The organism is Rossellomorea oryzaecorticis, assembly GCF_045897515.1.
In the GTDB taxonomy this organism is placed as follows: Bacteria; Bacillota; Bacilli; order Bacillales; family Bacillaceae_B; genus Rossellomorea; species Rossellomorea enclensis.
In genome coordinates, this window is the sequence record NZ_JBJOSA010000034.1 from 1 (window position 1) to 12773 (window position 12773).

The 12773-nt window shown below is 44.1% G+C and carries 13 protein-coding genes; 5 read left to right on the forward strand and 8 right to left on the reverse strand.

What is annotated here, in order from left to right; all coding sequences use genetic code 11:
- Positions 1-57 precede the first annotated feature (57 nt).
- The 7 genes from ACKA06_RS20970 to ACKA06_RS21000 all read right to left on the reverse strand — a co-directional run bounded on the left by ACKA06_RS20970 (position 58) and on the right by ACKA06_RS21000 (position 6972).
- The gene (locus ACKA06_RS20970) at positions 58-963 is read right to left on the reverse strand and encodes an NAD-dependent epimerase/dehydratase family protein (protein ID WP_411160569.1); all 906 of its coding nucleotides are present in this window, start codon (positions 961-963) and stop codon (positions 58-60) included.
- Between the two features lie 222 nt (positions 964-1185).
- Entirely contained in the window at positions 1186-1695 is a 510-nt protein-coding gene (locus ACKA06_RS20975; RefSeq protein WP_411160570.1) for a DUF4825 domain-containing protein, read from the reverse strand.
- 13 nt (positions 1696-1708) lie between these two features.
- A complete protein-coding gene (locus tag ACKA06_RS20980) occupies positions 1709-2698 on the reverse strand; it encodes a hypothetical protein (RefSeq protein WP_411160571.1) in 990 nt (329 codons plus the stop codon).
- Positions 2699-2701: 3 nt separating this feature from the next.
- The gene (locus tag ACKA06_RS20985; RefSeq protein ID WP_411160572.1) at positions 2702-3886 is read right to left on the reverse strand and encodes an ABC transporter permease; all 1185 of its coding nucleotides are present in this window, start codon (positions 3884-3886) and stop codon (positions 2702-2704) included.
- 5 nt (positions 3887-3891) lie between these two features.
- A complete protein-coding gene (locus ACKA06_RS20990; protein ID WP_411160573.1) occupies positions 3892-4575 on the reverse strand; it encodes an ABC transporter ATP-binding protein in 684 nt (227 codons plus the stop codon).
- Positions 4568-6334 (reverse strand): hypothetical protein, encoded by a 1767-nt coding sequence (locus ACKA06_RS20995; protein WP_411160574.1) that lies wholly within the window; start codon positions 6332-6334, stop codon positions 4568-4570. Before ACKA06_RS20995 ends, ACKA06_RS20990 begins: the two co-directional genes overlap by 8 nt.
- A 149-nt stretch (positions 6335-6483) precedes the next feature.
- The gene (locus ACKA06_RS21000) at positions 6484-6972 is read right to left on the reverse strand and encodes a hypothetical protein (protein WP_214872224.1); all 489 of its coding nucleotides are present in this window, start codon (positions 6970-6972) and stop codon (positions 6484-6486) included.
- A gap of 701 nt (positions 6973-7673) precedes the next feature.
- Here ACKA06_RS21000 and ACKA06_RS21005 point away from each other — a divergent pair.
- The 4 genes from ACKA06_RS21005 to manA all read left to right on the forward strand — a co-directional run bounded on the left by ACKA06_RS21005 (position 7674) and on the right by manA (position 11206).
- Positions 7674-8723: a tetratricopeptide repeat protein gene (locus ACKA06_RS21005; protein WP_411160575.1), complete on the forward strand. Its 1050-nt coding sequence runs from the start codon at positions 7674-7676 to the stop codon at positions 8721-8723.
- Between the two features lie 16 nt (positions 8724-8739).
- The gene (locus tag ACKA06_RS21010; RefSeq protein WP_411160576.1) at positions 8740-9006 is read left to right on the forward strand and encodes a hypothetical protein; all 267 of its coding nucleotides are present in this window, start codon (positions 8740-8742) and stop codon (positions 9004-9006) included.
- A 163-nt stretch (positions 9007-9169) separates the two neighbouring features.
- Positions 9170-10030, forward strand: a complete 861-nt coding sequence (locus ACKA06_RS21015; protein WP_411160577.1) for an ROK family protein — start codon at positions 9170-9172, stop codon at positions 10028-10030.
- A 228-nt stretch (positions 10031-10258) separates the two neighbouring features.
- The gene (manA, locus tag ACKA06_RS21020; protein ID WP_411160578.1) at positions 10259-11206 is read left to right on the forward strand and encodes a mannose-6-phosphate isomerase, class I; all 948 of its coding nucleotides are present in this window, start codon (positions 10259-10261) and stop codon (positions 11204-11206) included.
- Positions 11207-11398: 192 nt separating this feature from the next.
- Here the strand turns inward: manA and ACKA06_RS21025 are convergent, their stop codons facing one another.
- Complete coding sequence (locus ACKA06_RS21025; protein WP_411160579.1) at positions 11399-11584, reverse strand: hypothetical protein; 186 nt, start codon at positions 11582-11584, stop codon at positions 11399-11401.
- Between the two features lie 220 nt (positions 11585-11804).
- Between ACKA06_RS21025 and ACKA06_RS21030 the strand changes: the two genes are divergently transcribed.
- Complete coding sequence (locus tag ACKA06_RS21030; protein WP_411160580.1) at positions 11805-12737, forward strand: helix-turn-helix domain-containing protein; 933 nt, start codon at positions 11805-11807, stop codon at positions 12735-12737.
- Positions 12738-12773: the final 36 nt, after the last annotated feature.

Here is a 12773-nt window from a genome sequence, read left to right on the forward strand (position 1 = left end):
GTGGCCCGTTTGAAAAAGCGGGTGGGTCACTGTACCTGTCCCCTTGGCTCACCTGGCTCACTTGGAAGCATAGGTTTTTGATAGTCCTTCGATGATTGAGTGGGCTGGCTTCCAATTGAGGGTCTTTTTTGCTTTTGTGTTGGCGAGGCAGCTGTGTTTGATATCGCCGATCCGGTCTTCTGAGTGGTCGTATTCGATTGGGGAGGGGTGGAGTTCTTTTAATAAGTCAATGAGTTCAAGGATGGATGTGGTCGTTCCTGTACTGATGTGGAAGGTATCATTTCCTTTATGCAAGCTTGCTGCGATATTTGCGTCGACGATGTCCTGGACATAGATGAAATCCCTTGTTTGTCTGCCGTCACCGTTTACTTTCAGAAGCTCATTCTGAAACAATTTTTCCAAGAAGACGGCTATGACCCCGCCTTCTCCCTTCGCTGTCTGACTTGGTCCGTAGACATTGCCGTAGCGCAGGATGGAGTAGGGGATTGAGAAAAATTCGCTGTATAGCTTGATGTACATTTCTGCAGCGGCTTTTGAGGAGCCATAGAAGGAAATGGGCTTCACTGGAGACTGTTCGGTTAATTTTTTGGCTGGATTATTTCCATAAACAGCGGAAGTGGAGGCGAAGATGAATTTCTTTACCGGAGATCTCCTGCATCCTTCCAACAGATTGACTGTCCCGGTTAGATTCGTTTTCAGATCTTCCGCTGGACATGCTGTGGACTGATTCACATCTGCCTGTGCAGCTAAATGAAAGATATAGTCCGGTTTATGGGCAGCGATGAGTTCAATGATGGAGGGGTCTGTAATGTCTGTTTGATGGAGGGTGGCTGAAGGATTCAGGAATTCCTGTTTTCCGCTGCTTAGATTATCGATGACATGTACGTCTGCCCCTATCTCAATCAACGAATCTGTTAAATGGGAGCCAATGAACCCCGCACCGCCCGTTACAAATGCTTTCACTGGTATAATCACCTTTTCTGTTTTTTTAATAGTTTATGCAGGTGAGGAGGGGCGGGGACGGCTGTTGTTCCAATTTCCTACCTGTCCCTATGTTCATTGGGGGCAACCGGGGATGGTTCGGATCTGTGGGGCGATTTGAGCAGGTTTAAGGTTGGAGAAGTTGTGTAAATAGGCAGTATGAAAGCCGCTGGAGACGCAGATGCATTCCAGCGGCTTACTGATTCATTCATTGTCAAAGGAACGTTTATATTCCTTGAAAGTTCCTTCATCCAGCTTATCAAAAGTGGTATCCAGCGTGCCTGCAAGTGCTTCACGGCTGAATTCATATTGCTCATTTGTTTCTCCGTTAAAAGCTACCTCTACACTATTCAGGTTATCAACCAGGGAAAACAGGATGGCGCTGTTGAGCCCTGCGTTTCGCTCCTGATTGCCGGAGTTGTACCAATACTCAGCATTTTCTTCATTATCCTCATTATACTTGACGAGGTCATAGTTGATCCGTAATGTGTCTGAAGAGATTTCGATTTTGTGCGGGATTTCCCCGCCCGCTAGTTTGGACACGATGTTGATGACCCCGGAGTTATTGCCCAGGCTGGTTTGCTCCAGCTCAGATACTGCCCCGTAGTCAAGGGTCTCTGCATTTTTAACTTCTGATTCACCGTTTGATGAGCAGCCTGCTGCAAAAAGGAGAATGAGGAGAAGCGGCAGGGTCATTCGTTTGATCATTTTCATGATGATGGCCTCCTTATTGAATGCTTAAATCAACTGAGTCAGGGATTTCATTTTTATTAACTAGCGTGATGTCCCTGTTACTCACCTTATATACGCCGTCCCTCGCAAAGATGTAGCTTTTATCCTTATATGAAGTGATTCCGAAGACTTCCCGGGTTTTCAGTTCTGTGCTGGATGCAGACTTTTTCTGGTCGTTGATTGTTTCCAGAAAGTTGCTGTTTGGGGTCCCGGATATGACTAGAAGTCCCCCATCGTCCTGGACTACATACTTAGGCGGGTGTTCTGTGGTGTAGGTATCAATGATTTCTTCCCGCTTGGTGTCATATATGGCAATTCGTTTTTCTTCTTTATTATCCGTTTCTTTTCCATTGCTTCTGACAAGCTGGTTTATTGAGACAATCAGATTGTCATCCTCAAACTGTGCATTGACTTCATAGGTGTCATCAAGAAGCTGGTTCTCCGTTATAGTTCCGTCCTTCAACGTATAAAGCAGAATGGAATCCGTCCTGGAAAGCGCGTAGACTGTGCCGGTTTCATAGTCGGCCGTGATGGCTTCGGGGGTTCCTTTTAGTTCCCACCGATTCTTTTCTTTAAAGCTTTCAGGCTCCAATTCTTTCAAGATGACTTTGTCTTTTTCGTACACAATCGTGTAAATTCGGTCCTTTGTATACACCCCGCCGAATGCAGGTGTATCTGTCTTCCCGATTTCGTCGAACGTTTCCCCTGATTGAAGGTAATATTGATAGCCGTCATCGTCATTTTGGATCATCGTCAAGGTCTTCTCCTCGACCGGGTTCCGGCTGGTGATTCCATATGGGTATTCTGACGACAGATCAAGGTTGATCTGATCGGTTTTTCCTTTTTCAAAATCAAAAAGGCTGACCGAATCTTTCCCGTTTAAATAATGGATCGAATGGGCCGGGACGCTTTCTTCGCTTCCAAAGCAGCCGGCAAGAAGAGCGGCCGCTCCAATCAGGAGCGTGGTGAATGTCATTTTTTTCATCGTTTAAGCTCCTTTCAATATATCGGTAACCTGTATCGAAGAAGCTTTCTTTATTGGATAAGCACTTGAAATGAAGCTGACCAAAAAGATCACTGCCAGGCTCGCCAGGATTTGATAGGTGCCGATTGTCAGGATGAACGTATAGTCTGCAAATCCTAAATTATTGACATAGTGCTCGATTGCTTTTAATGCAAAGAAACTGAGCAGAATTGACAGGCAGAAAGAAATGAACGAGATGATGGTGACCTCAACCGCGAAAAGCTTGATCAAATGTTTCTGCTTAAATCCGACGGCCCGCATGATCCCGATTTCGCCGTAGCGGTTCTGCAGCGACTGATTGATGATCGAAGCGATACTGGTTCCGGCAAAAATAAGAAGGACGACTACAAGAATTCCGCCTACGCTTGCCAGTATCTTAGCGATTACCGGAATCGATTTCGAAGCTTTTAGGGAGTAGTTCGTTATATACCCCATTTCATCAAATTGGCCGGCAGCTTTGCTTACTGCGTTCACATCCGGAACGATGGCGATGGCTTCCTGGTAGCTTGGGTTTTGTAGATATTCTTCACGGGTGAGGCCAAGGAAGCCTGCGTTCAAGGTTTGGACAAGTTCCAGGCTGGCAATCGAGATATCTTCAGGGAAACTGATCAGATATGGCGGTTCAATTTTATTCGCGACGGTTGCATCCAGTTCCTTGCGTATGCCTTCATTTTCCTTCACTTTTACGGTGTAGCTGAGTTTGACCGGATCCCCTTCCTCCAGGGAAGTGGTGATATTTTTGTTGAGAAGGATACCGTTGTCTGAAAGACTTTGATTTTCTTTTTCTGCAAAATACTCAATGGCATTGTCCGGGACTCCAATTAGGGTCGTGGTGATTTTTTCTTTATTCTGTTCAATCCCGATAAAGGATTCAGTCCGCGGGAAGACCGTGGCGACACCATCGACTTCTTTCAGCTTTTCCAAGTCTGTGTTTGTCAGGTCTCCCTCAGCTGAGGACACATGAATGAATTTTAAGCTTGCATTATCCACCACCGTATCATTAACGCTCGATGTGATACTGGTGAAAAAGCTGGTGACAATGTTGAAAAGAAGGATGCCGACCGTGATAATGATGATCGGTGCGATGTTTTTCCGCCCGCTTCTTTGGAAATTCTTGAATCCCAGTGAAATATAATCTTTTGCTTTCATCGTTGTTACACCACCTTTTCCAGTTCTCCTTGTTTGAGGGTATATAAGTGATCCGCATATTGTTTGAAGATTTCATTGTGGGTGACGATCAGCATTCCCACCCTTTGCTTTTTCAACACCTGAAAGATTTCAATGATCTTCATTTCGGTTTCCGTATCAACATTTCCGGTCGGCTCGTCGGCTAAAATGATTTTAGGCTGATTGGATAATGCCCGGGCTATGGCTACCCGCTGTTTTTCCCCGCCGGATAAAGAGGAGGGGAAATGGGTGTAGCGGTGCGATAAGCCTACACTGTCTAATAATTCACCGCTCAGTTTATCCCGTTCCCTCCTCGACATCTCGTTCTTTAAAAGCAGTGGAAGCGAAACATTTTCCAGCGCCGACAAATTTGGGACAAGATGATAATCTTGAAAAACAAACCCGAGGTGTTCAGCCCTTAAGTCGGTAAGATCTTCATGCGAGTGGGTGGAAACAACCTCATCCAGGAGCCGCACTTCCCCTCCGGAAGGTTTATCCAGAAGTCCCATCATGCTGAGCAATGTGCTTTTTCCGGATCCCGACGGCCCCATGATGACGTTGAGCTCACCTTCATGTATGTCCAGGTTGACGTTTTTCAGGACCGTCAGTTCATTTTCTTTCGTTTTATAGGTCTTGCTGACTTTTTTTACACTCATTAACAGCTTACTCATCAATCTGCTCCTCTCCCAGCAGGCTTTGGTTTAATCGATTGAGGAAAATCGTTGCATAAAAGTTCTTGTACTGTTGTTTATTGTTCAGCTTGTACCCGCTTCCGTTTTGGAGCTGGATCAGCTTTTCTGCAATCAGGTTATCATCCGTGGGCACTCCCATCTTTCTTAAAAACAATGCCTTCTGGTACAGTTCATAAGCAGCTACCTCGCTCTTCGTATCAATGTTGACTTTCTCCACATAAGGGACGATATCTTTTAGCTCCTTAGAGAACTTCCCGGTCCCGGCCAGACTGTTAACAAACAGGATGTTGGAAAAGTCAGTGGAGTTCTCGAACAGTTTTGTCTTACCACTGCCCAATCGTTTCAGAATTTCCAATGTGTTCCCCGGAAAATCTTCCTCTTTGACATCAGCTTGCAAGAGCGTCAATGAATCTATCAGATAGCTTGTCCTGATCACATTGCCTGCATTGACTTGCGAAGGAAGCTTTTGTTTTAATGTTTCGGCCAACTCAGCTGCTTCATCCGTATCCTGGAAGCCTTCGTCAATATGCTTTTTTAGATGGATATAGCTGAGGATCTCGAATGGATCAAGCCCGGTGAGTTCATCCATGTCCGTTTCTTTTAAAAAGCCTGCAAGGAACTTATTCAGCTGGATTGCAGCAACATCATCTTTATCGGCGGACTGCATCGCGACCACCATGCTGTAATAAGGGCTGTATGGGTTGTTTGTCTTTGAGAACACCGGCATCATCCCATCACTGTGAACATAGCGTTCAAATTGCCGGGTCAATTTATCCTTGTTTGGATAAGCATCGAGCATGTCCAGATTTGAATAGATGGAAATCACATAGAATTCCTGCTGTATGTTGGCAAACTGGTTATGACTGTAAGATATTCGTTGTAAAATGGCCTGTATGTCTTCAGGTTTCAATGTGACCTGCTGTTCCTTATGCAAATGAGTCAAGCTTTCAATCGTCAGCAGGTCAGTGAATTCATAGAAATCTTTTTGAACAATAGATTTATAGCTGATCTTATTCATAATGGAAGAGGAGGGTTCTGTGTTCAACAGTTTCATGATTTTACTGTAATGCCTGATAGAAAGTGCATCCGTCTTTCCTTCCATGAATCCTTTCAACCATTTTGTCACAGCCTCTTTATTCCGGCTCAGGTCAACATCCGCCCTTTGGGCAAGTTCGAGCATCATGGATGTTTGCATCAGCTTAACCTCTTCATATCCTTCTTTGTTTCGGTATTCTTTAAATTCATTGGATAAAAAGTAACCTTCCTTAAAGAATGTTTGACTGTAAAGTTCCCTGATTGCTTCTTCTGCCCGTGCCTCGGTTTCACCAGTGAGTTGTTCCTGATCGCATAGATCAATCAATTTCACTGCGTAGTAAAGTCTCTCAATCCCTGTATAAAATGTCTCTTCCGTTTGAGTGAACTCTTCTTTTGCCAATTCATTTGAAAATTGATTGCACACCTGTTGTCCAGGGGGGGGTCCCAGTAAATCTAGTGAAAAATATGTATATAATGTAGTGAATTCATCTTTAGAATCCTCAACAGGAAACGTCAAAAAGTCTTGAGTGTTCCTGGTAATATCTGATTTGACAGTTTGTTCAATACTGTCGATATGGCTGCTGAGTATCTTTTCATGATCTTTACTCAGCGCAACCTCGTCGTTCATGACATACTGATAACCGAAAAAGGCGGCCGTGACGATAATAATTAAAAGAAAGGTTAGTCTTCTTTTGTTTTTCATTATGTCGTGGAAGATGATTAAGATGAATAAATAGAAGTAAATGCCTCAGCAGCATTTACTTCTATTAGGGTTATAGTACAGATTTTAGTTCTACTGTGATATAATTTAATTAGTCGTGTTTAGGTTGTTAAATAAAGGGGTAACAGCTATTAATACCACCGGAAAATGGAAGCTGTTGCTCCTTGTTTGACACCTCTTGCAAGGAAGCTTGCTGTGTTGTTACCAGATCCGCTGATCGGAACACCTGAGATATTATAAGAACCGGAATAGTCGGAAATCCAGTTATTCGTGTTTGTCCATGTACCTGATAGTTCATTTCCGCTTGCCGTACCGCCGCTTACTCCACCGATACTTACTCCAAGTCCGTTCGCTTTAATATTCCATGCTGTTTTGATCCAATCTGCATTTGGCGGGTTATACCCAAGGAATTTAGCACTTACTTGATAACGCTGTGTGTCATAAAAAGCAGTAGCGCTCATCCAGATATTCGATTGAATGTCATTGCCGGAAAGCTGGCTGATCGGTTCTGTTACAGAATCTGAATAGGCGCTTGCGCTGCCAGCAAATCCACCCATCACCATTGCTCCTGCCATTGCTACTCCACCTAATGTACGTACAAGTTTCTTCTTTACACCCATCTTCCAATTTCCTCCTTTTTTTTAATCCAATACTATAACGACTTCAGTATAACAAAAATCCAAATCTGGCAATTTGTTCAAAAAGTTGACATCCATCTTCAAAAATCGTGTTCTCGACTGAATTTTGCATAATAATTATGTCTTTAGTCCTAATCTCTGCTTATATTTTTGACAATTAATGTAAAATTATGAATCTATAGTTATTTTTATTTTTCTCTCAATTCTACTTTCTTCAATTCTCATTAATACAAGCCCCTAAATCCATCGCAAAGATAAACTTCTTGAAAAATATTTCTTCAAAACCTTCATTTTTCTCTGTTTTTTCGCTTTCCAGTTCAAGTTTTTGATGAAAACTGGCAATATCCGGTTCATTTAGAGCAGGAATTCCTACATGTAAAAAAGGATGAATTTGACTTACATGTCAAATTTGTTATGCTTTATTTGGTTCATTTGGTGTGAATATTTAGAAAAAAGGGGGGAGTCATATCGACCACTTTACACTGGGACAGCGCATCAAATATGTTCGCTCAATAAAGAAAATAAGGCAATCCGAGCTTGCAAAGGGAATATGCTCCGTTTCTTATCTTTCAAAGGTAGAGAATGACAATCTGGTTCCCAGTGAGGACGTAGAACATGCCCTTCTCAAGCGGCTGGGGATCTTCCATGAGGACAAAAGTCTTGATCAAGTCATCTTAAATCGTATGGATCGATGGTTTTCTTCCATTAATGAGAAGAAAAAAGCAGATACGACAAAAGAATATGAACAATTAAAGCAACAGCTATCCATCACGACCAATGACCTGATCTTGATAAAGTTTAAAGTCTACTCGGTCAGGTATTTCATGGAATTAAGAGATTACAACGAGGTACATGCCCTTCTAGAAGATCTTCGTCAATCAAAATTTATTATGGACTACCCTACTCTCTACTATTATGAGAAATACCAGGGCGCTTTCAATTATAAATTCAAGAAGTTCCAGCAATCCAGCGGGCATTATGAAGCAGCGAGGAAGTATTCTGAGTTCATAGACATCGCACCTAAGGAAAAAGCATCCTTATATTATTCTTTAGGATTGGTGAATGGAAAACTGAACAGGAACCAGCAGAGTATAGAGTATACAAAGAAGTCCCTCTCAATCTCTCAATCGCTGTATGAATTTGAAAATTGTGTGCATTCTCATATCCTGCTTGGCATCCTTTATAAAAGAAGCAGCCAGCATACAGATGCAATCGAGGAATACTTAAAAGCCGGGGAACTGTCCAGAGTGGGTGGGTTTACCTCTGTCCTTCATACAATTGAACACAATCTTGGTACACTTTACTCACAAATGAATAAATCAAAACTTGCCATCCGGCACTTCACCAGCAGCCTGCAAAATGATTGCAGCTGTGAAGACCGCTTGAACACACACCTCTCCCTAAGCAAAGAATACTTCAAGTCGGGGAGGAAGGACGAAGCGAAGAATAGCCTGTCTGAAGTGACGGACGCCTTGCCTGATCTCGATGGTATAAGTGACCTCACCCTGAAAGAATATGATTTACTGACAAAAATTTATAGTGGAGACATAGATTCATTGGATAAAAGATTAATCAAGGAGCTGCTGCCTCTATTTGAAGAAGCCAATCAGCTCCGTTCGTTAGCAGAATATCTATCATTCATTGCAGACTATTTATATGAAAACGGAAAATACAAGAAATCATCCAGATACTACGCACTTTCATATAAATACCTAAATAAATCCATTACATAACCAAGGAGGAAGGAAAATGATTAAAAAAGTAGTAGCAGGATTGGTATTGGCAGGAGGAATCGCAGCTGGTACATTCGCTTACACACATTCAGAAGTAGCAGGAGATGACATTTTTCCGCCACTTCCGAATGGTGTGGAAGTAGCAGGAGATGACATTTTCCCGCCGCTTCCGAATGGTGTGGAAGTAGCGGGAGATGACATCTTCCCACCGCTTCCGAATGGTGTGGAAGTAGCAGGAGATGACATTTTCCCGCCGCTTCCGGATGGAATCAAACTTACATAGGGTAAATGCATAATCAAGGGACCTTAGCGCCATTTAATATAAAGTGGTGTTGAGGTTTTTTTAGTTTCTATCAGAGTTGTGATACTCATTAAGGTTTGTCATTTCAGGGACTTATGATTACTATGAATAAAAGATTAGATATTTAAGATTGGAGGATACATAGATGATCATAGGTGCAATTGAAGCAGGCGGGACAAAATTTGTCTGCGGGATCGGAAATGAAGACGGGGTGATTTCTGAGAGGGTTTCCATCCCGACGACAACGCCGGAGAAAACGATGACAGAGGTCGTGGCTTTTTTTGAAGATAAGGGGATTGAGGCGCTGGGTATCGGTTCATTCGGGCCGGTTGAGCTCGATCAGTCAAGTTCAACATATGGTTTTATCACAAGTACACCCAAACCTCATTGGGCGCAGTTTGACCTCGTGGGTGAATTGAAAAAGCATTTTGACGTGCCTGTCGGTTTTGATACAGACGTGAATGCGGCTGCCCTTGGCGAGAGTTTATGGGGAGCGGCTAAGGGACTGGACAGCTGTTTGTATATGACAGTGGGGACTGGTATCGGTGTCGGTGCGCTGGCTGAAGGGAAGCTTGTGCACGGACTTACGCATCCGGAAATGGGGCATATCATGGTGAGGCGTCATAAGGATGACACCTTTGCCGGACGCTGTCCATTCCACGGAGACTGTCTCGAAGGAATGGCTGCAGGACCGGCGATTCAGGACAGATGGGGGAAGAAAGGACATGAGTTGGAGGGGTCCCCTGAAGTATGGGAAATGGAAGCCCACTATCTGGCACAGGCCATAGCGAATTATGTTCTTATTTTATCCCCTAAAAAAGTGATTGTCGGCGGCGGAGTCATGAAGCAGAAGCAGCTTTATCCGCTTGTGAGGGAAAAAGTGAAGGAGATTCTTAATGGGTATGTGCAGCATGAACAGATACTTGAGAGGATGGACGAGTATATCGTGGCTCCGGGGCTCGGTGATAATGCCGGATTAGCGGGCGCAATTGGATTGGTAAGGTAGAGTGGGTCGGAGGGACAGGTACCGTGGCTCATTTTGTGTGGGGCGCAGGTCGGTCCGTGGGCTGGGTCGTTAGGTCAGGTCCCTTCAGGTGGGTCGTGTGGACAGGTCCCTTGACCCACTTAACCCATGGAGCGTCACCTTCCCCTTTTAAAGTATGAAAGATAGTAGTACAATCATCAGTAATCAATTTTTACGTCCCTTTCGCGAGGGAGGATTCAGGAGGAACTTATGAACCAACCACTATTTCTACAGCCCGTATTCCAGGAGCGAATCTGGGGAGGTACGGCGTTAAAGGATCAATTCAACTATGACATCCCATCAGATAAAACCGGTGAGTGCTGGGCGATTTCGGGTCATCCTAATGGGCAGAGCACGGTTGTGAACGGGGAGTTTGCCGGGAAGACAATCGGCGAGCTATGGAATGAGCACCGTGAATTATTCGGTGGACACCCATCGCCGGTATTTCCGCTGCTGACGAAGATCCTCGATGCAAACGCGGATTTGTCTGTGCAGGTCCATCCGGATGATACATATGCGAAAGAACATGAGAACGGCGAGCTCGGGAAGACCGAGTGCTGGTATATCATTGACTGCGATGAGGGTGCCGAGATGATTTTCGGTCATACGGCTGGGACGAAGGAAGAGTTTGTTTCCAAGATTGAAAATGGGGAGTGGGACGAGCTGCTCCGCCGCATTCCGGTGAAGCCAGGAGATTTCTTCTATGTGCCGAGCGGGACGATCCACGCGTTGTGCAAGGGGACCCTGGTTCTTGAGACACAGCAAAGTTCTGATACCACGTACCGAGTATATGATTATGACCGCCGCGATGCTGAAGGGAACACGCGTGAACTTCATATTGAGAAGTCGATTGAAGTGACGACGATTCCCCACCGCAATGCGGACGTGAAGCCTTTTGTCGAGAAGAGCGACGGGGTTGAAGTGACGAAATTTGTGGAGGCGGAGTACTTTTCCGTTTATAAGTGGCAGGTTGATGGATATGCTTCATTCGTCCAGGATCAGCCTTTCCAACTGGCGAGTGTACTGGATGGTGAAGGGACGCTGAAGGTGCAAGGAGAATCGTATTCCTTAAAAAAAGGCGATCATTTTATTCTGCCGGCGGACGTTGAGACGTTTGAGGTAGAAGGAAAAATGGATTTGATTGTTTCGCATGTTTGATAGGTGAGATTGTTGAGTGGCAGAAGGGCAAAGCATCCTGGGGAGGGGCTTTGCCCTTTTTTCGTATACCGGAAATTTAAACAAACGTTTGATTAACGTGCTCAACGCTTGGTGCTGCAGGGGTGAGGGGTTAAAACAAACGTTTGTATAAATATGGAGATCGGGGTGGGTCAAGGGACCTGTCCCCATGGCTCACAGCCAGTTCCTTTTTGCCAGGGGTTGCAGCGAGATTCCGGTCATCACTCCGAGACAGAATCCGATAACGAGGCCAAGAGCTGTATCTTCTACAATCGGTGTGAAGATGGTGAAGCCTATGGTAAGTCCGATGAGCAAACCAAGCAGGTAAAGGATGGCTTTTTTTATGACGGGTTGGTTCATGATTATCACTCCTGATTTAAAGATTTTAATAGGGACAAGGTCAAAAATACTTACAAGCACAGATCGTTGATGCTCTATAACTCCAGGTCGCAACCCAACTATACAACCAGCTTTATTCAAAACAAACAAAATATAAGCAGGTTAATATTTTTAGATGAAATTTATAGAAATTTCATCCATACTTTACCTAAATGGACTCCTGAACAGAAAGAGGGATAGTATGGGAATTGTGGAACTGGGGAAAGAAATCAGCCGTCTTAGAAAGCAGCAGGCCATGACGCAGAAAGAGCTGGCGCAGGATGTGTGTACACAGGCAGCATTAAGCCAGATCGAACGGGGGCAGACGACCCCTGCTCTTGAAACGGTCTTCTTTCTCTCGCTGAAACTGAATAAACCGATCAGTCATTTTTTGCAGTATGTGTTGGATGACAATGTAGATTACATAAACGAAACCGTGTTATTCATTGAAAACCTGGCATTCGAACAGCGGTTTAATGATATTCACTGGCTGACTCAGAAAGAACTCCGGACGATGAAAAGCAATAGCCGGACATGGTTCGAACAATATTTGAGGTGGATGAATACGATTAGTTCTTATCGCCTGAAAAGAGCGGACTACCCATCCACTGTGTCGCTCTTGAAGGAATTAATAAAAGAGGAATATACACTGCTCAATCACAAGGGCTTTCTTCATTTTAAAATATTGAATTCCCTGGCCCTCATTCACGGCGAGAACGATAATCTGACAGAGTCTTTACTTTATTACAACAAGGCTTTGAAGGGTGAATGGAAATCGGCGATGCCATCCTTGCTCAGGCAGCCGGAAATTTACAGGCTCCGGATTCTATACAATAAAGCAAAGACCCTGTACGATATGAAGAAATATGAGGAAGCACTGGCCACCGTCATTCAGGGCATAAATGAGTCCAGAGAGCACGAGAATATCTCCATGCTTGGGAACTTTTATTATTATCAGGGGCAATGTTATGAGCAGATGAATGAAGACCGTGCAATCATTGAAGAAGCATATAGGAATGCGGAGTTCATTTATGAATTTTTGGGAAAAGAAAATTATTTGAAGATTGTACGCGAGAAGAAGAGAGATTATTTGGGAACCGATGACGGCAGTACCGGAGAATGGGTCAACCCTTGACGCTGCAAGGGTAGAGCAGGTTAAACAAACGTTTGA

Excerpts from the sequence above, each read along its gene's own strand:
- ACKA06_RS20975 (WP_411160570.1), bottom strand. The coding sequence starts at position 1,695 with ATGAAAATGATCAAACGAATGACCCTGCCGCTTCTCCTCATTCTCCTT.
- ACKA06_RS20980 (WP_411160571.1), bottom strand. The coding sequence starts at position 2,698 with ATGAAAAAAATGACATTCACCACGCTCCTGATTGGAGCGGCCGCTCTT.
- ACKA06_RS20985 (WP_411160572.1), bottom strand. The coding sequence starts at position 3,886 with ATGAAAGCAAAAGATTATATTTCACTGGGATTCAAGAATTTCCAAAGA.
- ACKA06_RS20990 (WP_411160573.1), bottom strand. The coding sequence starts at position 4,575 with ATGAGTAAGCTGTTAATGAGTGTAAAAAAAGTCAGCAAGACCTATAAA.
- ACKA06_RS20995 (WP_411160574.1), bottom strand. The coding sequence starts at position 6,334 with ATGAAAAACAAAAGAAGACTAACCTTTCTTTTAATTATTATCGTCACG.
- ACKA06_RS21000 (WP_214872224.1), bottom strand. The coding sequence starts at position 6,972 with ATGGGTGTAAAGAAGAAACTTGTACGTACATTAGGTGGAGTAGCAATG.
- ACKA06_RS21005 (WP_411160575.1), top strand. The coding sequence starts at position 7,674 with ATGGATCGATGGTTTTCTTCCATTAATGAGAAGAAAAAAGCAGATACG.
- ACKA06_RS21010 (WP_411160576.1), top strand. The coding sequence starts at position 8,740 with ATGATTAAAAAAGTAGTAGCAGGATTGGTATTGGCAGGAGGAATCGCA.
- ACKA06_RS21015 (WP_411160577.1), top strand. The coding sequence starts at position 9,170 with ATGATCATAGGTGCAATTGAAGCAGGCGGGACAAAATTTGTCTGCGGG.
- manA (WP_411160578.1), top strand. The coding sequence starts at position 10,259 with ATGAACCAACCACTATTTCTACAGCCCGTATTCCAGGAGCGAATCTGG.
- ACKA06_RS21025 (WP_411160579.1), bottom strand. The coding sequence starts at position 11,584 with ATGAACCAACCCGTCATAAAAAAAGCCATCCTTTACCTGCTTGGTTTG.
- ACKA06_RS21030 (WP_411160580.1), top strand. The coding sequence starts at position 11,805 with ATGGGAATTGTGGAACTGGGGAAAGAAATCAGCCGTCTTAGAAAGCAG.